22 protein-coding genes and 1 other annotated feature are annotated in these 25055 nt (G+C 50.8%); of the genes, 8 read left to right on the top strand and 14 right to left on the bottom strand.

The genetic code is table 11. From position 1 onward, the window contains the following. Positions 1 to 11: 11 nt before the first annotated feature. From AC5OW4_RS02740 to AC5OW4_RS02730, 3 genes are read right to left on the bottom strand one after another with little or no spacing between them, the layout of a single operon-like run. Positions 12 to 326, bottom strand: a complete 315-nt coding sequence (locus tag AC5OW4_RS02740; RefSeq protein ID WP_493676624.1) for a PTS sugar transporter subunit IIB — start codon at positions 324 to 326, stop codon at positions 12 to 14. 18 nt (positions 327 to 344) lie between these two features. After that, positions 345 to 1073 (bottom strand): amidohydrolase family protein, encoded by a 729-nt coding sequence (locus tag AC5OW4_RS02735; RefSeq protein ID WP_493676623.1) that lies wholly within the window; start codon positions 1071 to 1073, stop codon positions 345 to 347. Further along, entirely contained in the window at positions 1070 to 1801 is a 732-nt protein-coding gene (locus AC5OW4_RS02730) for an amidohydrolase family protein (protein WP_493676621.1), read from the bottom strand. The genes AC5OW4_RS02735 and AC5OW4_RS02730 overlap by 4 nt, the downstream gene beginning before the upstream one ends. 263 nt (positions 1802 to 2064) lie before the next feature. Here AC5OW4_RS02730 and AC5OW4_RS02725 point away from each other — a divergent pair, with 263 nt between their 5' ends. Beyond that, positions 2065 to 2919 carry a MurR/RpiR family transcriptional regulator gene (locus AC5OW4_RS02725; RefSeq protein ID WP_493676620.1) on the top strand — a complete coding sequence of 285 codons (855 nt, stop codon included), beginning with the start codon at positions 2065 to 2067 and terminating at the stop codon, positions 2917 to 2919. Position 2920: 1 nt separating this feature from the next. Beyond that, positions 2921 to 3829, top strand: coding sequence for an AEC family transporter (locus tag AC5OW4_RS02720; RefSeq protein ID WP_493676619.1), 909 nt, complete (start codon positions 2921 to 2923; stop codon positions 3827 to 3829). 206 nt (positions 3830 to 4035) lie between these two features. Here AC5OW4_RS02720 and ftsH read toward each other — a convergent pair whose 3' ends face one another. The 7 genes from ftsH to AC5OW4_RS02685 all read right to left on the bottom strand — a co-directional run bounded on the left by ftsH (position 4036) and on the right by AC5OW4_RS02685 (position 11533). Further along, positions 4036 to 5895 carry an ATP-dependent zinc metalloprotease FtsH gene (gene ftsH / locus AC5OW4_RS02715; protein WP_493676618.1) on the bottom strand — a complete coding sequence of 620 codons (1860 nt, stop codon included), beginning with the start codon at positions 5893 to 5895 and terminating at the stop codon, positions 4036 to 4038. Then, positions 5892 to 6326, bottom strand: a complete 435-nt coding sequence (locus AC5OW4_RS02710; RefSeq protein WP_072685314.1) for a MarR family winged helix-turn-helix transcriptional regulator — start codon at positions 6324 to 6326, stop codon at positions 5892 to 5894. The genes ftsH and AC5OW4_RS02710 overlap by 4 nt, the downstream gene beginning before the upstream one ends. Positions 6327 to 6438: 112 nt before the next feature. Further along, entirely contained in the window at positions 6439 to 7005 is a 567-nt protein-coding gene (locus AC5OW4_RS02705) for a hypothetical protein (protein WP_493676617.1), read from the bottom strand. Positions 7006 to 7138: 133 nt separating this feature from the next. Next, positions 7139 to 7708 (bottom strand): hypothetical protein, encoded by a 570-nt coding sequence (locus AC5OW4_RS02700; protein WP_195397240.1) that lies wholly within the window; start codon positions 7706 to 7708, stop codon positions 7139 to 7141. A gap of 165 nt (positions 7709 to 7873) precedes the next feature. Continuing rightward, positions 7874 to 9160, bottom strand: coding sequence for an ABC transporter permease (locus AC5OW4_RS02695; RefSeq protein ID WP_493676615.1), 1287 nt, complete (start codon positions 9158 to 9160; stop codon positions 7874 to 7876). Beyond that, positions 9147 to 9866 carry an ABC transporter ATP-binding protein gene (locus AC5OW4_RS02690; RefSeq protein WP_195548198.1) on the bottom strand — a complete coding sequence of 240 codons (720 nt, stop codon included), beginning with the start codon at positions 9864 to 9866 and terminating at the stop codon, positions 9147 to 9149. The genes AC5OW4_RS02695 and AC5OW4_RS02690 overlap by 14 nt, the downstream gene beginning before the upstream one ends. Continuing rightward, positions 9863 to 11533 (bottom strand): efflux RND transporter periplasmic adaptor subunit, encoded by a 1671-nt coding sequence (locus AC5OW4_RS02685; RefSeq protein ID WP_493676614.1) that lies wholly within the window; start codon positions 11531 to 11533, stop codon positions 9863 to 9865. Before AC5OW4_RS02685 ends, AC5OW4_RS02690 begins: the two co-directional genes overlap by 4 nt. Positions 11534 to 11785: 252 nt before the next feature. Here AC5OW4_RS02685 and AC5OW4_RS02680 point away from each other — a divergent pair, with 252 nt between their 5' ends. After that, a complete protein-coding gene (locus tag AC5OW4_RS02680; RefSeq protein ID WP_072685308.1) occupies positions 11786 to 14068 on the top strand; it encodes a sensor domain-containing diguanylate cyclase in 2283 nt (760 codons plus the stop codon). 241 nt (positions 14069 to 14309) lie between these two features. On the opposite strand, the gene AC5OW4_RS02675 is transcribed toward AC5OW4_RS02680, so the two are convergent. After that, complete coding sequence (locus tag AC5OW4_RS02675) at positions 14310 to 15338, bottom strand: MerR family transcriptional regulator (RefSeq protein ID WP_195548195.1); 1029 nt, start codon at positions 15336 to 15338, stop codon at positions 14310 to 14312. A 304-nt stretch (positions 15339 to 15642) separates the two neighbouring features. On the opposite strand from AC5OW4_RS02675, the gene AC5OW4_RS02670 reads away from it, so the two are divergent. The 3 genes from AC5OW4_RS02670 (at position 15643) to AC5OW4_RS02660 (ending at position 20070) form a co-directional block, all read left to right on the top strand. Beyond that, positions 15643 to 17457, top strand: a complete 1815-nt coding sequence (locus AC5OW4_RS02670) for an FAD-dependent oxidoreductase (protein ID WP_083538619.1) — start codon at positions 15643 to 15645, stop codon at positions 17455 to 17457. A 229-nt stretch (positions 17458 to 17686) separates the two neighbouring features. Further along, a complete protein-coding gene (locus AC5OW4_RS02665; protein WP_295767577.1) occupies positions 17687 to 18562 on the top strand; it encodes a damage-control phosphatase ARMT1 family protein in 876 nt (291 codons plus the stop codon). Positions 18563 to 18657: 95 nt separating this feature from the next. Beyond that, complete coding sequence (locus tag AC5OW4_RS02660) at positions 18658 to 20070, top strand: S10 family peptidase (RefSeq protein ID WP_295767578.1); 1413 nt, start codon at positions 18658 to 18660, stop codon at positions 20068 to 20070. A 180-nt stretch (positions 20071 to 20250) separates the two neighbouring features. Here the strand turns inward: AC5OW4_RS02660 and AC5OW4_RS02655 are convergent, their stop codons facing one another. Both AC5OW4_RS02655 and AC5OW4_RS02650 read right to left on the bottom strand, forming a co-directional pair. After that, positions 20251 to 20811 carry a YdeI/OmpD-associated family protein gene (locus AC5OW4_RS02655; RefSeq protein WP_295767580.1) on the bottom strand — a complete coding sequence of 187 codons (561 nt, stop codon included), beginning with the start codon at positions 20809 to 20811 and terminating at the stop codon, positions 20251 to 20253. Positions 20812 to 20902: 91 nt separating this feature from the next. Next, positions 20903 to 21220 (bottom strand): hypothetical protein, encoded by a 318-nt coding sequence (locus AC5OW4_RS02650; protein WP_072685304.1) that lies wholly within the window; start codon positions 21218 to 21220, stop codon positions 20903 to 20905. Positions 21221 to 21406: 186 nt separating this feature from the next. Here AC5OW4_RS02650 and AC5OW4_RS02645 point away from each other — a divergent pair, with 186 nt between their 5' ends. Continuing rightward, entirely contained in the window at positions 21407 to 21847 is a 441-nt protein-coding gene (locus AC5OW4_RS02645) for a hypothetical protein (protein ID WP_195397217.1), read from the top strand. Positions 21848 to 21988: 141 nt separating this feature from the next. Here the strand turns inward: AC5OW4_RS02645 and metG are convergent, their stop codons facing one another. Continuing rightward, positions 21989 to 23917, bottom strand: coding sequence for a methionine--tRNA ligase (metG, locus tag AC5OW4_RS02640; protein WP_195548194.1), 1929 nt, complete (start codon positions 23915 to 23917; stop codon positions 21989 to 21991). A 36-nt stretch (positions 23918 to 23953) separates the two neighbouring features. After that, positions 23954 to 24162, bottom strand: a binding site (T-box leader). 138 nt (positions 24163 to 24300) lie between these two features. Here metG and AC5OW4_RS02635 point away from each other — a divergent pair. Then, complete coding sequence (locus tag AC5OW4_RS02635) at positions 24301 to 25020, top strand: prepilin-type N-terminal cleavage/methylation domain-containing protein (RefSeq protein ID WP_493676613.1); 720 nt, start codon at positions 24301 to 24303, stop codon at positions 25018 to 25020. The last annotated feature ends 35 nt before the right edge of the window (positions 25021 to 25055 follow it).

Raw genomic sequence — 25055 nt, 5'->3', positions numbered from 1 at the left:
CCTCTTTTCTTTTATAATGGCTGACTCAGCATTTTTTTGATTTGGTTCAGCACCTTTTCCGGATCCTGCAGGCCATAAGCGACAACGTCGATAGAGCTGACCGGAATGTTGAGCGGCGCGCACTTTTCCGTTACATTTTTCAGATAGTTTCTAACCTGCGGCGCCAGCAATACCGCCTGATAATTCTCAAACGGCAGCTCCGCAATCTCCGAAACGGAAGCACATTCGACGGAAATATCATTGCCGTGTTCCTTCGCGTACTGGATTACCTTTGTAATCATATTCTTACTTGTAATGGCAAACTGGCAAATAATTAAAGCTTTCATCGCTTATCCTCTCTTTCTTCAGCGAATTTGAATCTGGCTCAGGATTCTTTCAAAATTCTTGTGGTAAACAAGCTCTTTTTCCGCATCATCCGTAAGGGCGCATTCCACGCAGCTTTTCATTACGTTGAAATAATTAAACGGCGTGTCCGTTCCGAATAAGACCTGCCCCAGCACGCCTTTGTTCTTAGCGTCGTTAATCACGCAGGCATTGATATTGGAAATTTCAATAAAACAATTAGGATTTTCCGCGCAAACTTCAATCGCGTGACTGGTCATGAATAGAATTCCGGCATGCGCCATGATAAAATTCGCATTCGGATATCGCTTCGCCGCCTCCGCAAACTTATATGGATGAACATAATTATTATCGCCGCAATAACAGATTACAGGCAAATGATAGCGATCGGCAATCTCAAAGGTCGGACCCGTGATTTTAAAATCATCAATCGAAAAGCCATGCGTCGGCGTATCCAGTTTCAAGCCTTTCAGCCCCAGTTTCAATACTGCACGTTCCAGTTCCCGTTCCGGATGGAGTTGGGTATGATCTAAAATTGCGAATCCGATCAACCGGTCAGGATAAGCCTTCACAGACTCGCTGATATAATCGTTATTCGGATAGGGAACATACGAGAAAACGACAGCCTGATCAATACCGGAAGCATCCATCTTGGCGATTATTTCTTCAGCAGTCTGTCCTTTACGCCCCCGGCGGTCTCCGATATGATTATGCGCGTCGATAATTTTCACAGTTCCAACCCCCTTTCCGCAATCAAATCCCGCATATTGCCATACGTTACCTTTTCAAAGATAACCGGATCCGAAACAGCCAGTTTCATTTTCAGTTTTTCCATCTCGAAATGATAGAACGGAACATCCGTGCCCATTAGAAACCGATCCGGACAAGCTGCGACCGCCCGTTTGACGGCCGATAAGGAAACCGTCGAACCGTCCAGATAGATATTCTGATTGCGCTGACATACCTTGATCGCGTCGTTCGCTAACCAGCAGCCGCCCATGTGCGCCATCTGAAACGTCACATGAGGCCACCGGCGAGCGGTTCTTTCCATTTGCAGCGGCGAACTGTTCGGCGCGTCGGAAGTACAATGAATAATGCAGTGGAGATGATACCGATCACAAACTTCCAGCAGCGGATCCAGCATATATGCCCGGTCGGCAGGATAGGCATCCAGCACCGGATGCAGCTTCAATCCCCTGACGCCGCGATGCTTCACCGCCTCTTCAAACCATTCGACGCAATCCGAATGATAGGGATTAACGAACGCAAACAGAATAAACCGGTCGGTATGACCCTGAGCTTCTTTCAGCATCCGTTCATTCTCGCTGCGGCGGGAATCTGCCGGCATTAAAAATACCCGTTCAATGTCGGAAGCGTCCATTTCCTTTAAGAGTGCATCCACATCCAGAACTTCATCGTTCCGGTTTTTCAGATGCACATGAGCATCCATAAACTTCATTTCAACCTCCCTGAGGCACCTCGATGTATACGCTTACATCATACAAGAAAAGCAGCCTACGGTCGGATTCAATCTCTGACGCTTTTGTGTCATTCGCAGCATTTTTGAATTTACTTAATGATTGAAAGAAACATTACATGTTCATTTTCCTAATTTTTCCTCTGATTTCAGACTCATTATTGAATCATTTGTGTCATCGGTTGAATCTGAGTAAGCTTTCAATCCTGAAGTATAATAAGACTATGAACCAGGAGGGGATATCAATGAGTTTCTTTTTAGAATTACAGAAAAATCATTCTTCGACCCCCGTTGAAAAAAGTATCATCAATTACATTATTAATCATCCCAACGAAGTCATTGAAATGACGATGGAAGATCTGGCACGGGAAACTTATACGTCGCGTTCCACGATTTCCCGGTTTTGCAAAAAGAATGGATATGAAGGTTTTAACAGCTTAAAAATGCAGCTGGCGATAGAGTTAAACCTGTTTCTGAAAGATGAAATGTCGAGCAGTACATCGCTGCTTTTTGAAAAAGGGGATAACGCCGGGAGTATCATTGACAACATTACCTCGCAGGACACTTACTCGATCATTGAAACTGTGCGGACCAATCCGGTTGAACACATTGAAAAACTCGCCGATAAAATTTTGAACTGTCATCATGTCGTATTTCTCGGTGTTCAGTTTTCAGGAATCATCGCCTATGACGCGCATCTCCGATTTTCCCGGTTGGGAATTCCCTGCAAATATTTCAATACCGAATGCGATATCCTGACTTATTCCTATTTCGCAGACCCGCATGACGTCGTTTTGATTTTCTCGTATTCCGGCAAAACCGCCGTAATTCTGGAGGCTGCGGACCACATTCGAAGCAAAGGTGCCTATATGGCTTCGGTAACAAAAAATTACAACAATGAGCTGCTGGAAATCAGCGACCTACATCTGTATGTCAACAGTATTGACGATCCGGAAAATAATCTTTCTCTATCTTCACGCATTGCGGCTTTATGTTTAGTGGATATGATCTATGCGGTTCTGGTCAATAAAAAAAGCGATACGTTTTATGATAAGCTGATGCAGACGAACAAATTGTATAAGAAACATTTTGGGAATTGAAATGACAGCCTCAATATTTCATCAGATGATGATCATGACCGCATTGATCGCCCTCGGCTGGTTCTTATGCAAACGGGAAATTCTGCATTCCGATCATATCCCGTCGCTGACTCAAATTCTGCTTCAGGTTGCTTCGCCGTCCGTCATTCTGTTATCCGGCAATGAAATTTTCCAGCGGGAACAGGCGCTCTGGTTATTGATGAGTTTCATGTTGGCGCTTTTGTTTCATGGTTTATTTCTGGCTGCCGCATTCCTCTTTTTCCGCAGCGATCCGGTATTGGAAAATGGCGTGCTGCTTCCCAATTCTGGTTTTATGGGAATTCCGCTGGTTCAGGCTGTCCTGGGACCCTCCGCCGTCTTTCTCTTAACGCCGTTTATGATTGTCAACACGCTGATGCAGTGGACGATTGGCGTCTATCTGATGGATCATTCTTCATCCTTCTCATTGAAGAAATTCTTAAAAACGCCGATGGCGATCGCTGTGATGCTGGCCCTGCTACTTTATTTCACGCCGTTATCCCTGCCGCCAGTGATCACCGACGTCCTCACGATGACCGCTGCTTTAAACACGCCGCTGGCGATGTTAATCCTGGGAGCCTTATTAGCGAAAACCACGCTGACACAGAACTGGAAATTAGTTTGGCGCTGTCTTCCAGCGGCTGCAACCCGCCTTTTATGGATGCCGCTGCTGACCAGCTTGATTTTAACCGGACTTCCCATACCCCTGTCGTTAAAAATGCTTCTGATGTTGGTAAGCAGCTGTCCCTGCGCCGTCAGCGTCGCATTGTTTTCAGAAACATACCATCAAGATTCAGTCAAAGCAACAACCTTGGTACTTTCCAGCACTGTGCTCAGTTTGATCACGATTCCGCTGATCAGTACGCTGGCCAATCTTCTTTGGTCGTTGTAAATAAAAGAGGCCGTAATTCTATCCTTTCGTTTGTCTGAGAATGATTTGAAATTATCAATTAATTTTAGCCTTCATATTCTTTTATGGAATTTCTTTGTTATAAATAAGAGCCGAAAGAAACGCATAAGAGTAAACCATCTTCCGTTAATCAAAAAAGATTGAACCCCCTGCATGCCATGATGCATTAGGTTCAATCTTTCTTTTCTTTATTCCATGCTCGGCTGCGGCAGTGCCTTCAGCTGTTGATGCCGGCTGAAGATTTCCATGAATTCCTCCCCGGTAATCGTTTCCTTCTGAAGCAGATATTCCGCTTCCTCATGCAACAGCTGCGCGTTGTCCTCAAGAATCTTCCGGGCTTCCGCATGCGCGTTCTTGATGATCGCCATGACTTCCTTGTCGATCAAGGTTGCCGTTTCATTCGAGCAGACCAGCGAAGCGTCGCCGCTCAGATACCGGTTGTTCACCGTTTCCAGCGCCGTCATGCCGAACTGATCGCTCATGCCCAGCTGGGCCACCATCGCCCGCGCCAGCCGTGTCGCCTGTTCGATATCGTTGGATGCGCCGGAGGTGCAGATATTGAACATGAATTCTTCCGCCGCCCGGCCGCCGGTCAGCGTGCGGATCTTGTCCAGAATCTCATCCTTGCTCATTAAGACGCTTTCCTGCTCCGCCACCTGCATCGTATACCCCAGCGCTCCATTGGTATGCGGGATAATCGTAATCTTATGCACAGGTGCAGAATTCTTCGACACCGCGGCCACCAGGGCGTGACCAATTTCATGATAGGCGATAATCCGTTTTTCCTTTTCGGAAATAACCGCGCCTTTGCGTTCCTTCCCGGCGATCACCGTGTCGACCGCTTCGTCAAAGTCGTGCTGCATGACCTTGGAATGTCCGTTGCGCACCGCCGTTAACGCTGCTTCGTTGACGATGTTCGCCAGCTCCGCGCCGGAAGCGCCGGAGGTTGCCAGGGCGATCGTGCGGTAGTTGATGTCACTGTCGACGACGATGTCCTTGACGTGAACTTTCAAGATTTCTTCGCGGCCCTTTAAGTCCGGAAGTTCGACAGGAATCCGCCGGTCGAACCGGCCCGGTCTTAACAGCGCTTTATCCAGCGTTTCCGGCCGGTTGGTCGCCGCCAGGATGACGACGCCCTTGCTTCCATCGAAGCCGTCCATTTCCGCTAACAGCTGATTCAATGTCTGTTCGCGCTCGTCATTGCCGCCCATGCCGTTGGCGCTGTCGCGTTTTTTGCCAATCGTATCAATCTCGTCGATGAAGACGATGCACGGCGCTTTTTCCTGTGCCTGCTTAAACAGATCGCGGACCCGCGCGGCGCCCATGCCGACAAACATCTCCACAAATTCCGAACCGGAAATCGAGAAAAACGGAACGTTCGCTTCGCCCGCCACCGCCTTGGCCAGCAGCGTCTTACCGGTACCCGGCGGCCCGACCAGCAGCGCGCCCTTCGGCATCTTTGCGCCCAGCTTCTTATATTTATCCGGGTTGTGCAGGAAGTCGACGATCTCGCTCAGCGCTTCCTTCGCTTCATCCTGCCCCGCGACGTCCTGAAACGTCTTGCCCGTTTCCGCCGACACATAGATTTTCGCGCTGGATTTTCCAAACGTCATCGTGTTCGCGCCCATTTTCTTCGCCAGCTGTTTGGAAAACAGCTGACCGACGCCCAGAATGACGATGATCGGCACCAGCCACATCAACATATCCATTAAGAAGGAATTCTGCTGCGGAATGACTGCGGTGTACTTTGCGCCGCTCTGTTCCAGCCGCTCTGTCAACGCCGCATCGTTGGGCATAATGCCGGTTACGAACACATTTTTCCTGTTGTCCTTGATCGTGTAGGCGATCTTGCCGGTCTGGTTGTCCACTTCCACCTCGTCGACCTGTTTTTCATCCAGAGCGGCGATCAGGTCGCTGTAGCCGACTTCCTTGATCCGCTGGTTCTGGATCATCGGCGTCACGAACAAATTGAACGCCATCAGCGCGATCATCATCACGAAATAATAGTAAATTAACGGTTTCTTGTTTTTTGGTTTTTCTGCTTTCATAAATCCTCCCGATCCAGGAACTCGTTTAACTTGCGTAATCCTGAATTGATTTCATCCAGTTCCTCCGCTGTCATTTTCAGCGAAATCTGATCACTTTGAAGCGCGATCTGATGATCGCAGTCGCGGATCAGCTGCAGTGATTTCTCCGACAGACAGATCCGTACCGTGCGCTGATCCTGTTGGGAACGCACGCGATGCAGAAAGCCGTTGCGTTCCAGCCGCTGACAGATCGCGGAGATATTGCTGACGGTCATGCCGGCCGCTTCCGCCAGATCGCAGATCCGCTGCCCATCTTCTTTAAACAGCTCGATCATCACGACCGCCTGCGGACCAGTCAGGCCCAACGGTTCGTACAGTTCCTTCAGGCAATGATGCAGGCGCATATTAATCTGCCGCAAAAGCGACATCATTTCCATGACTTGCTCGCTCATAAATCCTCCATTTCTAAATATTCAACGCATTGAATATCTATCTGTTGAAGATTATAGTTCCAGTCCTGGTTTCTGACAAGCCTTCTGCCTCACTTCACACAATCTCACAAATTCACTCCATTTTTTCCGGCAGATCTTCCAGCCGCACTTTCCGTTCGCCGAGCTTCTCCGAGAACAGGATTGACGGATTCTGCGTTTTCAGAAACGCCATGACGGTCTGAGCGTCTTGATCGTGCTGCAGCTGGATCAAGGTTGTCCTGCGGCCCCGGGCATTGATCTGCAGCTGGCATGGGGCGTACAGCTTCTCCGACTTCCGCAGCGGCACCTGCGCGTAGCTGCACATTGTGATTTCATCATAAGTCCCCTGGACGCCCTGCCTGTTAAACCAGGATATCCAGCGGTCTTCGAGAAAGAACGTCGTATCGACCTGCCGGTAAAGCAGCCGCTGTGGTCCCCGCAGGCTTTGGGTAAAGCGCTTGACCTGCCCCAGCTCATGCACCGCCTGGATTAAGCGAACCGCCAGGGCCGCCAGAAAGACAACGATGAACAAGCTGACGTAAAGCGATTGACTGATCCAGGCCAGAATGGCCGCTGCAACCAACAAAAATAAATAGAACATCAGCGCCCAGCTGTGTTTTTTGACGACCTGTTTCTGTATGAGTTCCGTGATGTGTTTCATCACCATCACCTCCGTTATTTTCATTGTATCATATTTTTCTTATTTCTCGTATTCATTATTCTTTTCTTATACATATTCCGGAAAGTGTACAAAAAAAACCCGGAGGATTGTGAACATCCATTTCCCCCCGGTTTCATTCATATTCAGGCAGTTCCGCCAGCGTCAGCGGTTTGGCTGGGATTTCGTAATAGACGACGATCGCCGGATTCACGGTTTTGAGAAACCGCAGCACGTTCATACAATCGTCCTTGCGTTCCAGCGCGAGAACGGTATAGCGCTTGTCGCGGCAGTTGATCTGTAATTTCCAGCTGCGTTTCCGGCTGTCAAATTTCATCCGTGAATTTTCGTTGATCTGATTGAGATAACAGTTCTTGATCTGTTCGTAACGCACGCATAAGCCTTTTCCGCGGTACCAGGAAATCAGCTTGTTGGGCAGAAAAAACGTGTTATCCGCCTGCCTGCACAACGGCAGGGATTCGCTCAGATCGAGATCCCGGACAAAGCGTCTGGCGCGCACCTTCTGAACCCATGCTTCCAAGCCGGCCAGACCGTCGATGATCAGACTGGCAAAAAACAACAGCCACAGCGTTCCGCTGAAAAAGGAAATCGTCAGCGTCAACAAATTGAGCGTCAACGCGAAGCCCAGCTTCTCCCAGGGTTCCGCCATGGCCTTGCGAATTAAACCAGCTTCGATCCGCTTCATGATCGTCATCTCCTTTTTCTTTATTATAACAGGAAACAATAATCAGAGTTCTGGTCTTTCTGGTAAATTCACAATTCAATTCGGAAATTGGACAGTTCTTACATCTTTGCATTGCATTCAGACTTCATGAAATCCGCTATGATTCAATCGAACTGGATTTTCCAATTATTCATAGCGCAGCGCGTCGATCGGATCGAGCTTCGCCGCTTTGTTCGCCGGATAGTACCCGAAGAACACGCCGATCACCATACTGAAGCCGACCGCCAGGGCACAGGCCGCAGCCGACGGCTTGGCGGGATAGCCTAACAAATTCGCCGCGCCTGCGCCCATCGCCACGCCTAATAAAACACCTGACAGTCCCGCGATCATACAGATGATCATCGCTTCGATGATAAACTGGATCCGGATCGCCAGGTTCGGTGCGCCCAGCGCTTTGCGGGTGCCGATCTCACGGGTTCTCTCGGTGATGCTGACCAACATGATATTCATAACGCCGATCCCGCCGACCAACAGACTGATTGCCGCGATGCCTGCAATCGCAACCTTGACGGTATCCAGCATCTCGGTCATCGTTTCCAGCATTTCCTTCATGCTCGACGCGGAAATGGTATAAGAATCGTTATGCGTGTAAAAGCTGGTGAAGAACGCCTCGGTATCGCTGAGCAGCGTATCGACGTCCTCGCCTGCCGCGCCGACGACCGTGACGGACTGATAGCCCTGGCTGGCCTGAGTGATTTTCTTTGCCGTGGCAACCGGGACATACATCGAGGTCGAAAGGTTATCGCTATCCGAGAGCGCCGTCATCATGCTGCTGGAAGTGTCATAATGATAAATTCCGACGATATAGAACACCTGCACGCCGTTGTTGAGGCTGACCTCCAGCTTTTCGCCCATCGCCTTCTCAACGGAACCATACAGCTTTTCCGCCAGATAATCCGAGATGACGGCCGAGCGTTTAGTCTGCGTATTGTCCTTCTCATTGATAAACCGGCCGGTGATCATGTCCAGATCCTCGACAGTCAGGGCGTCGGGATTGACGCCGCTCACGCTGACGCTGCCGGACATCTCGGCCTGACTGATCGTACCGCTGCCGATATTCTCTGAGCAGGATAGCGCTGTGATCCGGCTGCCGAACAGCGAGCGGTATTCCGTAATCATCGCTTCCGAGATCAGATCTTCCTCATCGGGATTGCCTGGGCCGAACATCAACACCCGGCTTCCGCCATAGCTGTTGGAAGACGCGCTGCTTTTTTTCTGCAGCGATACGGTGATGTTGCTTGCGCCCATCCCCGACATACTGTCGGTAATCGAACCGGTCAAGGAGTCGCCGACGGTCATGATCGCGATAACGGCGCTGATGCCGATGATGATGCCCAGCATCGTTAACAGCGAGCGCATTTTATTCGCTTTCAGGCTGGACAGCGCCATCCGGATATTATCAAGCACGCCCATGGACGCCCGCTCCTTTCCGAACGTTGACGATCTGACCGTCGCGCAGCGTGATCACACGCTGGGTTTCCTCCGCCAGCTCGGGATTATGCGTGATCAGCACGATCGTTTTGTGCTGTTCCTCGTGCAGCTTGTGAAACAGATCCATGACGACCCGGCTGGTCGCCGTGTCCAACGCGCCGGTCGGTTCATCGGCCAGGATCAGTGAAGGATCGTTCGCCATCGCCCGGGCGATCGCCACCCGCTGCTTCTGGCCGCCGGAAAGCTCGTTGGGCTGGTGTTTTTTCCGCTCGCTCATCCCGACCAGATCGAGCAGCTCTGCCGCCCGTTGGGATCGCTCGCGGGCCGGCATCCCGGCGTACAGCATCGGCAGCTCGACATTTTTCAGCGCGCTCATCCGGCCGATCAAATTGAAGGTCTGAAAGACGAAGCCGATCTGGCGGTTGCGGATTTTTGCCAGTTCTTTATCCCCGGCCGTCTGGATATCGACGCCATTGAGCTTGTAGTGGCCTTCCGTCGGCCGGTCCAGCGCGCCCAGAATGTTCATCATCGTCGATTTGCCGCTGCCGCTTTCGCCGACGATCGCGACGAACTCGCCAGGTTCCACTTGCAGGTCGATGCCGTGCAGAATTTCAAGCTCGTTGGGCTTGCCAATGGAATACCGCTTGACGATGCCCTGCATCACGATAACAGGCTGAGCCGCACTCATCCGTTGCCTCCCCGGCCGCCTGGCGCTCCGCCGCCGTTTCCGCCCGATCCGCCGGCAGGCATCTGACCGGCAGGCATTTCTCCGGAAGGCATCGCCCCGCCCATGTCGATCTGCATGTCGCCGTTCATCTGAACCGGTTCGCTGCTTTCGCTGCCGCTCACCTGAGCTTGTTTTGGGTCTGCGCTGCTGCGCACCTCCATGCCCTCGCTCAGTTCAGCTGAGCTGATTTCCACATAATAGTCGTTTTCTTCCCCGGTGGTCACGACGACTTCTTTAAAGATGGCGTCACTGCCGGAGCCGGATTCCTTGACGAACACGATGGATTCTCCGGCGTCATTGGTGCCGATGGCGTCGATCGGAACGACGAAGACGTTATCCACGGTGGACTGGATAATCTCTACCGTGGCGTTGATGCCGACGTAGAGTCCGCTGTTTGACGTCGTGACCGTCACCTCGGCCGGGAATCCGCCGTTTTGCGAAGAAGCGGTTGGCGAGATTTGTGTCAGCGTCCCTTCGATCTCACCTTCGGTGGCGTCCGTGGTTATTTTCGCAGTCATCCCCAATTCGACGTTTTGAATTTCATATTCCGGAATCGTCACCGTGATTTTCAGCGCGTCTGTGTCCTGAATCGTCGCGATCGTCGTGTTGTTGGTCGCCATTGATCCGACTGTGACGTTGATCGCCGTGACCTTGCCGGCGGTTTTAGCAGTCAGCGTGCAGTTTTCCTTCTTCTCATACAGATCGTCGAGCGTATCGCTGGAAGAAGCCTTTGTGACTGCTTCTTTGGCGTCCTCGACTTTCGTCTGCCAGCTGTCGCGGTTATTGCGGGCTGTATTCCAGGCGGTAAGCGCGGCGTTGTAGGCACTCTGGGCTGTATTGTAGGCCGCTGCCAGGGAATCGTAATTCATCGCCGATTGGGCGGATTTGAGATCCTGCTGAGCACTGTCGGCTTTCGCTTTCGCGTCGGCAGAGGTCTGCCTGGCCGTGTTGTATGCCGACCCGGCAAAACAGGCTGTATCTTCCAGACCCGTGCAGGTCCCCTCGCTGATCGCGCTGTTCAACGTGGAAAGCGCCTGATTTTCCGCTTCCACCGCACTTTGATAAGCCGCCTGTGCCTGATCGACATTGGCCTGGAACGCATCGACAGAGCTGCGCGCGGATTCATACGCCGTCTTTGCGCTGTTCATCGCGCTTTCCTTCTCCGCCAGCGTGTTCCAGGCACTGTCCGCATCGCTTTGCGCCCAGGACAGATTTTCTTCCGCCGAAGTCAGTGAATCCTTCGCGTTGTCGATGTTCTCCTGTAAGCTTTCCAGTGTCTTCTCAATATTCTTGTCGATTTCCTCTGTATCCAGGACACAGATGATATCCCCGGCTTCCACCCAGTCTCCGACCTGAACCGGAATTGATTTGACCGCCAGCGATTGATTGGTTGTCACATTGGAGACCGACGCGCTTTCCACCGTGCCGGTCAGGCTGATCGAATTGTTCAGCGTCGTCTTTTTCAGCACCGTTGTTCGAATAAACGACGCCTGCGTTTTGTTTTTTCGGGTTGTCCCCTGACGGGAAAAATAAAAACCCCCCGCCCCAGCCAGACAAAGACCAATCGCCAGAATCAGTGTTTTCTTTTTAGTCCAATGCAGGGATTTCAGTGAGAATTGGAATTTCATTTCATCACGCTCGCTTTCCACACTCTAATAAGCATCGCTATTCTCCCATGGGAATGTGAATTGTTTTTGAATAGTTCATGATAGTAAACTGAATTTCCGGCGAAGCTTTGGCGAAGACCGCAGATTCCCTCGTTTTTGAGTTCTTTCGACAAAGATTGCATTTTAGCCTTTCCGCTCTTTTGCAAAGTTGGGAAATGGTGTACACTTAGGATAATGAACATATCGCTTAACGTTGAAGAAAGGATCGTCCACATGAACAATTCGGAATTCTCTGGCGAACCGCAGGTTTTTTCCCTCATTCAGGCGTTATTTGTCGACAACGACTGGAACTGTTTAGAATCGCTGCTGGATGAAAACGTCCAATGGCACGCCACAGAACCGCCGCAGGACTATGCCGGCCGCGAACAAGTCCGCAGCCATATTAAAAATCAGATGTCGCGGCATCACGAAACCTTAATCTGTACGACGACGCCGATCAGTTCGGTTTTAAACGAACGGTACTGTTTGACCACCGTTAAGGCCCTGCTGCAGGGAGAAGAATGTCATTCGCTGATCCTGACGCTGATCCGCGACCAAATCCGCGGGAAATTCTGTTTCGTCCAGATCAGTCCGGCTCAGATCGCTTCCAGCGCTTATCAAAATCAGGAATTGTCGTTAACATTTCTGCCGGATCAGATGCCGGGCGGTATTTTTCACTGCTTGTTCGACGAACCGCTGACGCTCTTGCAGACCAGCGACAGCTTCCTGCAGCTGACCGGCTACACCCGGGAAGAAATCCGTTCTGAGCTGCACAACAGCTTCCGCGCCTTGATCGATCCGCGTGATTTTGAGAATACGCTCGCCGAGGTCCGCGAACAGCTGCGTCATGGCTGCGATAAGGAACTACAGTTTCGGCTGCTGCGCAAAAACGCCGAGCCGATCTGGGTTCTGGATAAAGGACGCTATCTTCAAGACGAATGGGGGCGGCAGTATTTCTGCTGCATTCTGGTCGACATCTCCGAATCCAAGCGAATTGCCGAGGAATTCCGATTAAGCCTGCAGCGTTATGAAATCATCATGAACCAGACGCAGGATATTATTTTTGAATGGAATATTCCAACGGATGAACTCACGTTCTCCGAGAACTGGAAGCAGTATCTGGGATATCCGCTGCAGTTGACGGTATCCGGACTGCTGGATGAAAAGAATACGAATTTTTATCCGGAACAGCGGCATTTATTCACTGATTTGTGCTGCCAGATCCGCGCCGGCCGAGCCTACATCGAAGATGAACTGCAGCTGCACAACGCCCAGCATCAGCCGGTCTGGTTCCGGATCCGCGTGACTACGCAGCTGGATGAAAATCAGAAACCCGTCAAGGCGATCGGTATTCTATCCAATATCGACGAAGAAAAACGACGGTCGCAAAGACTGCTGGAGAAAGCGCAGCGCGATCCGCTGACGCAATATTATAATAAGGAGACGGCGCAGACGTTAATTCAGGAATGGCTGACCACCCAGTCGACGCAGAATGCCTTAATGATCATTGATATCGACGACTTCAAAAGGGTCAACGATACGCTCGGCCATCTGTTCGGCGACGCCTTCTTAATCGAAGCGACGTCCCGGATTCGCCGGCTGTTTCGCAGCGAGGATATCCTCGGCCGGGTCGGCGGCGACGAATTTCTGGTTTTCATGAAAAATATTCCCTCCAAAGAACAGGTGGAAAAGAAGGCGCGGCAGATTATCGACGCCTTCCAGTCCATTGAACTGCGCAATCAGAAGATCCTGAAAGTATCCTGCAGCGTCGGCATCGCGATGACCTCGCCCGTCAATCCGGATTTCCATTACTGGTTCCACCGTGCCGATCAGGCGCTGTATTCGATGAAAAGCAAAGGCAAGAACCAGTTCGCTTTTTACAATCAGCTGGCTGATGAGAACGCGTTTTTCCCAATGGTGGAGGGCGCGTCGGCCGTCAATGCCCGGATCGATTCCAACACGAGCAAAACCGACGAGACGCCGCAGATCAGCGAATTCATTTTCAACAAGCTTTACAACGCGCAGGACCTGGAACGCTGCATTCAGGAAATTCTGGGGATCATCGGCCGGCATTTTGACGTCAGCCGCGTCTATATCTTTGAAAACAGCGACGACGATCAGTTCTGCACTAACACGTTCGAATGGTGCAATCAGGGCATTCCTGCGGAAAAAGAGAATCTCCAGCACATTTCCTATCAAGAAGACCTTGAAGGCCAATATCTGAAAAACTTCGATGAAAATGGAATTTTCTATTGTCAGGATATTCACACCCTGAACCCGGCGCAGATCCGCCTGCTGGAACCGCAGAAGATCAAATCCATGCTTCAATGTCTGATCAAGGACCGGGGCCGGCCGCGGGGCTACATCGGCTTTGATGAATGCCGGGAAAAGCGGCTGTGGGATCAGGTTCAGATCAACGTGCTGACCTATGTTGCGGAAATTCTCAGCGTCTTCCTGCTGAAGAAACGGGCGGAAGACCGGATTCAGCAGCTGGAATCCCGAATCAAAATAAAATAAAAAAAACTCCCGTGCCGCCGCTTCAAGGGCTGCGTCCCCGCCTGTCTGGTCAATCCGGAATTCCGGATCCATGGCAAGCGTGCAAAGGCAGGGAGTTTTTATTTTGGATAAGCCGTTATCCATTGAACAGTTATCCATTGAACAAACGTAAGGAGTAAGCGTAAAAAAGCCTGCTTTTAGAAGTCAGGCATCTTCAGTTTCCGCACAGAGTGACAGGAAAAAACAAAAGAACGATGAGGCACTAGCTTTCCAGCAGCCGGCGCTGCTGATCGAGCGGCAAAATCATATACAGGCCCATTTCAAACGTGTAAAAGCTGACCAGTCCCGGATACCCGTTGAGATCGAGCTTCCCGTCCAAAACCAGCAGCAGCCTCCGGTAGAGTTCCTGTTCCGTGCCTTCGAGCAGTTCATGGCGCACGCTGGCCGCCAGCCGCTGCATGTTTTTAGTATAAGTCAGATACTCGCAGTTATATTCGCCGATCAAATCGCCTAATGGCCCGTTGACAAAGCGAACCAGCGGCAGCGTGACTTTTTCATAGTTCATTTTCCAATACGCCTGATCCAGCGGATTTTCAGCCATCTTCCGCAGCTGATCAAGAACCTGTTGCTTCAACTTCGCAAACAACGCTTCATCCATCGTTAAGATGGCCCGGGCGGCATAATAGCGCAGACGTGCATCGTTTTCAATTTGTTCAAATTCCAGCGCATAAATAATCCGGGCGACATAACGCAGCGATCCTTTCAGATCCTGCTGCGCCTGCTCGGTAATCTTTCCCCACAGAAACAGCCTATATTCGCTTTTCGGCACGTTTAAAAACGAACTCCAGATAAAAATTGATATCATGCGGGCATCCTGATCCGGGCAGACCAGATCAAGCATCGACTGATCCGCCTCGCTGGGCGCCGTCGGCCGGCTGATCTGTTCCGTCAGATCGTTAACATTGTACTGCGGCGGCAGTTCCGTCAACAAGGAGGACAACGACCGGATCAGCCCCAGCTGCCGCAGCAGCTGCATGCGCAATCCGGCAAGCTGCTTATGCAGACAAAAATTCGTCATGCTTGGATGACTGATCAAATTCTCCACTTCACCCACGGGAATATTATATTGTCTTAGAAAAGCGATGATCCGCAGACTGTCGACATCCGCCTCGCTGAAATCCAGATAATTATTTTCCGTGCTGCGGCGGGGATGAATCAATCCCTGGTCAATATAAAAGTAGATCGCTTTTTTGGTCAGACCGGTCTGCCGGCAGACTTGTTGAATCCGCAAGGGAATCACCTCTTCTCTCTCTGAATCGTTATCCCGGTTCCTGCCGAAAACTGCCGGCTGGCGCAGTAATAGCGCATCGGATCCGAAATGGAGAATGGATCCGGAAATCAGACAACAAAACCATCCTCTTAGGGAACGGTTTTGTTCGGATTATTCTGTGAAAGCGCTGTAAATATTCACATAGTTGTCCTTTTTCTTCATTATACACTAATCTTTGACCGCATAAAAGTAGGGATTGACCTTCCTGCGACAGGACATTGTATAATCACTTTGCGAAAGCCTTAACAAAAAGGAGTGGAAAGAAATGAAGAAACAAGCAAGCAAGTTTGCGGCGCTGCTGATGTGCGGAGCGATGGTTCTGTCGTTGGCAGCCTGCGGCGACAGTGGTAAGAAAACCGAACCAAGCCCGGACGCAGCCGCCAAACAGACCTACACAGCCGGCACCTACACGGCAGCCGCGCCCGGCATGAAGGGCGACGTCACCGTGGAAGTGACAGTCAGCGAAGACGCGATTACAGACATCGTCGTCAAAGATCATCAGGAAACCTACGGAATCGGCTACGGCCTGGAAACTTCCCCGGTTGAAGTTCTGCCGATGCAGATTGTCGAAACTCAGTCATTAGGCGTCGACAACATCACCGGCGCCACGATCACCACCGCGGCGATCAAAACGGCAGTAGCCAGCGCTGTGACCGAAGCGGGCGGCGATGCGGAAGCATTGAAAAACGTTCCGGTTGAGAAGACAGCTGAAGATGTCACGCTCGACGCAGACGTTGTCATCGCGGGCGCCGGCGCAGCCGGTCTGGCGGCCGGTATCGAAGCTTCCCGAGCCGGCGCGAAAGTCGTCATTCTGGAAAAGCAGGGCGTTACCGGCGGCGCGACGACGCGCAGCGGCGGCAAGCTTCTGGCAGCCGGCACTGAATGGCAGAAGAAACAGGGATATGAAGACACCCCGGATCAGTTGCTTGAATACATGAAAACCATGGCCGGCGCCGATCAGCTGGATGAAGCAATGGTCAAGGCATTCTGCGACAATTCGGTTGAAAACATGACGTGGCTGGAAGACATGGGCGTGATGATCTACGACGTGGAAGCCATCCATCAGTCGCTGACGCCGTGGCGCGTTCATAACACGACCAATGCGGCAGGCCATCATGGCGGCGGCATGACCGACGGCTTCGGCGGCAACATCACAGTGCCGATGACGGAAGAATATCTGAAAAACAACGGTGAGATTTTCTACGGCACCACCGCTGATACCATCCTGAAGGATGCGGACGGGGCGATTATCGGCTTAAGCGGAACCAAAGCTGACGGCAGTAAGGTGACTGTCAATGCCAAAAACGTCATCATCGCTACCGGCGGATATGCCAGCAATCGTGAAATGACAAGCCGGTATGCCGCTTCGATCGGTGATAAATACGCGACAGGCGTTCCGGCCGGCAACCTCGGCGACGGCTTGAAGCTGGGCGAACAGGTCAACGCCAAGATTTTTGACGCTCCGGAAATTCAGACAGTTTACCTGAACTACTATTCCGGCGTCGGCATCAACGAAGAAGCAGGTCTGATCCTCAATGGCAACGGCGAACGGGTTGCCAACGAATATACCTATATGTATCATGTCGCGGACGCGATCTTCAAATCGGGAACGGATCACGGCTGGTACATCGCCAGCGCGAACGAAACCGCGCCGACTGTCCAGTATGCGCTGACGCTGGATTCCACGCTGAAAGCTTCCTCACTGGAAGAACTGGCAGGTTTAATGGGCGTTGACGCCAAGGTTCTGACGGATCAGGTTACCCGTTACAACGAGCTGTGCGCCAAGGGTGTTGACGAAGACTTCGGCAAGCCGGCGGAAAAGATGATCCCGATCGAGGGTGACACTTACTATGCCTTGTCGATGAATCCAAGCGTTACCGTCAGCTTCGGCGGATTGACAACAGACATCAACGCTCAGGTTCTGGATACGGAAAACAATCCGATCCCGGGTCTGTATGCGGCAGGCGAAGTTGCCTTCACCGGACTGTTCGGCGACGAATATCCGTGCTGCGGCATGGCCATCGGCGGCGCTGTCTACTATGGACGGATCGCAGGTCAGCTGGCTGCGGCTAACAAATAATCCAACGTTTAAAAGTATTCAAAGCGGCATGTGTCCGGCGGATTTCCCCCGGATCTGCCGCTTTTTTATGGCGTCAGTCCCATGACGTCCACCTGATGTCATGGCAGGTAGTTCAGGCTGACTCGCTTAACGCGTCAGTCTGTCAGCTGACAGTCCGGGGTTGCCTCTTCCAATCTGGTTCCGGTATACTCAAACCAGAATCTGACAAAAAAACGAAAGAAGGTAAATCATGAAAATCCAGGAAGCATGCCTGCCCTGTCTGGTATCGTTGGGCGTCCGCTGCGCCGCCCTGATCCCCGCCGCTTCCCGTCCCGCTTTCTACCGCGCTTTTTTCCACACGCTCGCCAACGTTGATTTTGATCAGCCCGCGCCTTTGGCCATTGGCCTGCTTTACCGCCTGATCAAGCAAAAAGCAAAAACCGGAGATCCCTACGCTTCACTTCGAAAACAGGTCAACACACAGGTGGCGGCAGAAATCCCGGCGCTGATCAGGCGAATCCGCTCGGCAGCCGATCCGTTTGCGGAAGCACTGCGGCTGGCTGCGCTGGCCAACAGTTTCGATTTTAATCCGCTTCATCAGCCAGATTTCACGCAGATGCTTCAGGATTTCCAACATGTCATTCTGAGTTCCTCTTCACCCTTTAAGGAAACGGACACTTTCCGGCAGGATCTGATCCGGGCGCAGACCGTTTTGGCGTTGGGCGATAATTTTGGCGAAGTGATGATCGACAGGCTGCTTCTGGAACAGATCCGTATTTTGAATCCGAAACTGCAGCTTTATTATGCCGTGCGCGGTTGTCCGGTTGTCAACGATGTGATCGCTGCCGATGCTCGGCAGGCTGGAATCGAACGATGGGCAACAATAATAAGCAGCGGCGACGATACGCCCGGCACGCTGATTGCGCGGACTGGCGCAGAATTCCAGGCCGTTTACCGTCAAGCCGACGTCCTGATAAGCAAAGGTCAGGCCAACTTCGAATGCCTGATCGATCAGCCGGATAAAAACCGTTACTTCCTGTTAAAAGTCAAATGTGCCGTTCTCGCGGAACGCACCGGGCTGCCCTCAGGCACACTCGCCTGCATCCACGCTCCCGTTCAGTTATAGCGCACGTTCGCTCTGAACCGACTTCCCTGCTTGTCATCCGCTTCCGCCGTGGTGTATACTAAAAATTAAGCAATCAGAAAGTGGGGGAGAAATCCATGAGAATTGAAGAATGTCTTGAAAAGTCCCGTTTTGAATCGCAAGGCTCGGTCGTTTTGAACGGTCAGACGATCCCATACCGCACCGTCAGCGAAGATAATTTCTTTGTCGATGAGGAAGGGCAGCCGACCGCAACGATCTTTTCTTACGCGTATTTCCGCAGCGATGTTGCGGATCCGGCAACCCGTCCGGTTTTGTTCGCCTATAACGGCGGTCCGGGGTGCTCCAGTTTGTGGATCCACGCCGGACTGTTTGGTCCGCGGCGCGTCAAGCTGGAAGATGAGCTGCATCTGCCGACCGTGCCGCCCTTTGAGCTGGAAGACAATCCGCATTGTCTGTTGGATCTGTGCGACATCGTTCTGGTCGATCCGGTGGGCACCGGCTTTGGACGCCTGATTCAGGAAAAAGCGCGCGCTGAATTCTATGACGCGGATGGCGACGTGAAGGCAATGGCGATGTTCATCGAACAATGGCTGACCCGTTACAACCGGCGCAACAGCCCGATCCTGTTAGCTGGCGAGAGCTACGGCACCGGCCGTTCGGCTTTGTTAGCGGCGGAGCTGCTGGGCGCGGGGCCGGTCAAACCGGATACGCTGGGGCTGTCCGTCAGCGGCATCATGCTTTTGGGCAGCACGTTCTTTGAAGCCAATCCGGCAGAACCATCTGCCGTGAATCTGATCACGATGGCGGCAACAAATCACTATCATCATCCGGAAGGCAAACCGGATCGGGATGCTTTTATCGCTCAGGCCTTCGATTTCGCCAAAACAGAATACCTGAGCGCCTTGTTTCAGGGCGACGCGCTGCCGGAAGCAAAACAGGCGGCCATCGCAGAAAAACTGACGTATTTCACCGGCATTGAAACCGAGTTCTGGATTCGCCATCATCTGCGGATTGATATGCAGAAGGAATTTGCCCATCTGTTGTTAAAGGATCAGGGACTGGCCGTTGGTTTCTATGATGGCCGCTATACCTGGAAAGACGATCCGGCGATCCGGGATGCCAACGTCATTGCGGATGATCCAGCGATGGGCCAGTACACGCCTGCCTTCCAGACGGCTTTCGCGCTGATCTGCAAGGAGCTGAACATCAGTTTCAACCGCAGCAGTAAGGGACTGGTCTTCGACGTCAACGAAACGTGGCAGCGAAAGTCAAAATCCTCGCCGGCTCAGGCATTAGCCGGAGCGATGCGGCGCAATCCGAAGCTGCGCGTCTTCTTTGCCAGCGGTTTGTACGATCTCTGCACGACAGCCGGCAACGCCCGTTATCTGGCAACACATTCCCATTTAGATCCAAGCCGGGTTGTGATCGGTGAATATCCGTCGGGTCACATGGCTTATCTGGGAGAAGAAAGCGCGAAACTGCTGGGAGCGGATATGCGGGCTTTTTTCACTCAGGCGATTGGTAAATGAAAAGTCAATTTTGATTTGTGCATCAACCGGTCAATTCGTTATAAAGTCTTGCGAAAGACTGGCGTTCTTTTGACGCCAGTCTTTATTTAATACCGATCCGCCGGTTCTTTAAAGTCCATGAGAAAACGCTGCCATTGAATCTGACAGCGTTTTTCCTGCTTGTTTAATTTTACTTCTCTCTCACATCGGTTTTAAGTTCTTGTTCAGCCGGTCAACGATCCAGGCGATGCGCTTAACCCGCCCCGCTTCGGTTTTAGGATCCAGGAAAGCGCGGGTATATGTTTTTTTAACCGACATGGACATCGCCTGGAAGTTGGAATAGGCTTGGGGATAAGCTTCCAAAACGGCGGAAAGCGACGCAATTTGTTCCTCGGTAACCGCCGCCGGTTTCGGCGCGTCCCATTGTCCGTTCGCTTTGGCTTCTGCAATCTTTTTCCGACCTGAATCAGTCATCCGGCCTTGTTCTTCCAGCATTTGAACAAGCTGCTTGTTTTTTTCCGACCACTTACTCTTCCCGCGGCGCTGCGAAAAGTATTTGCGATACGTTTTATCGTCAAGACTCTGCATCTGACCGTCAATCCAGCCGAAACAAAGCGCTTCTTCCAGCGCTTCGCCCGCTTTAATCGTTTTCGGCCCGCCTGCCTTGCACAACACCAGCCAGATTCCTTCCTCAGATAAGCAATGGTCTTCCAGCCATGCCCTGAATTCTCCGCGCGTGGCGAATTGAAGTGTGTCGTTCATTTTCTGATCCTCCATTTCCAGCTTTTCATCAAGCGGACATCAGCGCTGTCCCTGCCGCGCGTTTTCTTCTTTTTTGAATCTGATTGAAAGTTCAATATTCCTGCGATGAAACGGAAACCTGACAGAATTCAAAATATTTTTTAACCGCTGTTTTTAAGGAAGCCAACCCGTTGTACCAGTCTGATCCGGCCTTGAAGTTTAAGGAACAGCGCAGCGGACGATGTTTCTGCCAGTCTTCCGTTGTATACGTTAGTTGATCCAGCAGGGAAGCACCCCCGTCTTTTCTGAATTCCAGATCAAGACTGACGTCCAGATTCTTTTCCACCCGCCGGCAGCGCTTGATATAGTTCTGAACGACAGCTTCGGAAACCAATGTCCGCAGCCATTTTGCATAATCGTCAATCCGCATGAGTTGATCCTCCCTCTCTCTGTTGGTTTGATTATATCATGGAAGTTCGCCGCCGGCTTATGATAATATAAAGTCAGAAGTCCTGTCTGACGGTCGCTCGTTAAACGCGGCTGCAAAGGTTCTGGATGCAAAGTCAGCTGACCGGCAGGATATTTACAAGAATTCACTTCGCCAAGGAGGAGAAAAATGAAAAAAAGTATCGGCCTGAGTCTGAGTTTCATTCTCTTGTTTCTTGGATTTTGCGGCTTTAAAATCAAAACGACGGTTTCTTTAGAAATGCTCATTGCCAATTCCAGGATAATCAGCCTGACTTATTGTGAAATCATAACCAGCGATACAGCGTGCGAGCCGATTGAAATCACGGAGGAAGATACAATCAGGGAGCTCAGTCTGCTTTTTCAAAAAGATCGTTTTACCCGTACTCTCTTCTTTTCTCAGAAAACCGCTCATGAAATCCCCGTAAGAACAGGAAAATTGTTTCTCAGCGATGGAAATCAGACCTGGAATCTTGAGATCTACGGCGATCATACTCTTCGCCTTAACTATCAGGCTTATTCGACAGGATGGTTCAGCAATTCGACGGATTCCCTGCTTGATCGGATCGAACAGATTTACACGCAGTATTGAAAAACGGAAATTCGCAAAATTTTTTACAGGTGATAAAATCAACGTCATCACTGGCGATCACCATCAAAAAAACGCAGCGTGAGAGAACTCTCTCATTCTGCGTTTTCTTTTTTCTTTATTCCAGCAAGGAATTCCTGAGACTTAGCGAACCGTGCTGCCGACCGGCAGCTTTTCAACGGAGAGCACCTCGATCTGATCCTCGCCCATTCCGGCTAAAATCATACCCTGCGACTCGACGCCTCTTAACTTGGCCGACGCCAAGTTGGTAATGACGACGACTTTCTTACCGATCATCTGTTCCGGCTTATAGCTGCCCGCGATCCCGCTGACAATCTGCCGCGGCTTTTCTTCACCGATGTCAATCTGAGACACCAACAGCTTATCCGCCTTCGGATGCTTTTCGCAGGACAGAACCTGTCCGACCTTCATTTCAATCTTCGCAAAGTCGTCGATCGTGATCTGCGGCTTCACCGGCTCCGCTGGTTTTACCGGCGCTTTCTTCGGCTGTTCCGCTTCGATCTTTTCCAGCATTTCCTTTTCGTCAATCCGCGCAAACAGAATCTGCGGCTTCGGCGTTACGTGAATCCCATCTTCCAGCTGACCGAAAGTCAGCACGGAATCATAGCTGCGCTGCTGCGTATTGAGCTGATCGAGAATGGCTTTCGACGTTTCCGGCAAATAACTTTCCAACAGAACGGCCGCAATCCGGATGCTTTCCAGCAGGTTATACAATACGGTAGCCAGACGATCTTTCTTCGTTTCATCCTTGCCCAGCGCCCACGGCATTGTTTCGTCAATATATTTATTGCTTCGGCGCAGCAGAGCGAAAATCTCGTCGATCGCATCCGCAACCCGCAGCTCGTCCATCTTTTTCTGAACATTCGCCGGCGTCGCTTTAGCCAAGGCGATCAGTTCGTCATCAATCGGATCGCTGACGTTTGCGTTATGGACTAACCCGCCGAAATACTTATTGGTCATCGACAGCGTGCGGTTGACCAGATTACCGAGGATATTCGCCAGATCGGAATTGATCCGCTCGATCATTAATTCATAGGTGACCGTGCCATCCTGGGCAAACGGCATTTCATGAAGCATGATGTAGCGCACGGCGTCGACGCCGAAGTAACGAACCAGATCGTCCGCATAGATCACGTTGCCCTTGGACTTGGACATCTTGCCCTCGCCCACTAACAGCCATGGATGACCGAACACCTGCTTCGGCAGCGGCAGATCCAGCGCCATCAGCATGATCGGCCAGTAGATCGTGTGAAAACGCAGAATATCTTTGCCGATCAGATGAACATCCGCCGGCCAGTAATGCTTAAACTTTTCGCCATGATTGCCATCGCAGTCATAACCCAGACCGGTGATGTAGTTGGTCAGCGCGTCGATCCAGACATAGACGACATGCTTCGGATCAAAGTCGACCGGCACGCCCCAGGTAAAGGATGTCCGGGAAACGCAGAGATCCTGTAAACCCGGCTTGATAAAGTTGTTGATCATTTCGTTTTTGCGGGATTCCGGCTGAATGAATTCCGGGTGGTCTTCGATATGCTTCAGCAGGCGATCCGCATATTTGCTCATCCGGAAGAAATAGGCTTCTTCCTTCGCTTTTTCAACTGGCGCACCGCAATCCGGACATTTCCCATCGACGATCTGGCTTTCGGTAAAGAATGATTCGCAAGGCTTGCAATACCAGCCCTCGTATTCTGATTTGTAGATATCGCCCTGATCATACAGTTTCTTAAAGATCTTCTGAACCTGCCGCTCATGATCCGGATCGGTTGTCCGCATAAATTTATCGTAGGACGTATTCATCAGATCCCAGATTTCCTTGATCTGCCCTGCGACCTGATCGACAAACTGCTGCGGCGCTACGCCTGCGGCTTTGGCTTTGTCTTCGATCTTCTGACCGTGTTCATCGGTTCCGGTCTGGAAGAAAACATCGTATCCCAACATTCTCTTATACCGGGCAATGCTGTCGGCCAGAACAATTTCATAGGTATTGCCGATGTGCGGCTTGCCCGACGTGTAGGCTATCGCCGTTGTAATGTAATATTTTTCGCTCATGATAATTCCTCCTTTTTGATAATAAAAAAACGTCCCTGAAAGGACGCTGATTTCGCGCGGTACCACCTTACTTCATATCTTTTCGATATGCGCTTGCTTCTTAACGCGAAGTCACGTCTTATCCTACGCTGTTCGGATAATCAGTTCCAAGACCATGTTCGCTTCTGTTTTCTGTCCTGCTTTCACCGACTCAGGCTCTCTGATTCAGAAAATGGAGAAGCTACTCTTCTTTTCTCTACCTTTACGTTCTTAATTATAGTCACAGAAACTGCCGATGTAAAGCCTTAATCTCGTCTGTCAACGCTTTTTTCTTACGATTGTTTCACTGGTTCTCAATCGCTAAAGCATGATATAATGGTTATCAAAGAGGGATGTGTATAATTATGCAAAAACAAAAGAAGCGCGGTTTCACATTAATCGAGTTAATCGTCGTCGTTGCGATCCTGGTTGCTTTGTTACTCATATTGGTTCCAAGACTCACAGGCTTTACGTCCACTGCGGCTGAAGTCCAGTGTCAGCAGACACGGCAGAAAGTCATGGAAATGTACAATGCTTACCAGATCAAAGGTGAACCGGTGTCGATTGGGGATTTATTAAAGAACAAAGATGATGAATATTTTATTTCCACACCGAAATGCGCGTCAGGAGGAAAGTTAACCGCAATCGAAATTAAAGGTGTTGTGAGTTTAATTCGATGCTCAAAACATGGAAGTATTGCCAGCGATAATCTGGATTATACACCAAAAGGAATTCAACAAACGGTGATTTCAATCATGCAGGAATTTGTAAAAGATTCAGATCTCATGAAAGAATGTATTGGTTATATGAATAACGATCAAATACGTAAGTTTATGAAAAATGAAATTTATGGAGGGGACTGGCCTTCTTTGGAAAAGGGAGTCGTTGAAACAGCGAAATTGCCATCAGGGGACTATAAGATCCAAATCTGTTTCAATCATAAAAGCTCCTATAATAATCCTACCATGGACAATGCGATCATCTATGCTTCCACAATTCAAGAAGGAAATTGGAATACACGTCTTATTTATAATCCTGATAATAATAAATGGTATACCGGGTCTAATAATGCTCATGTACGGTAAGGAAGCAAGCAACCGAAAACAAGAGATAGACCGCC

This window comes from Holdemania sp. (assembly GCF_986127675.1).
This window is presented reverse-complemented; position numbering and strand designations above follow the sequence as displayed.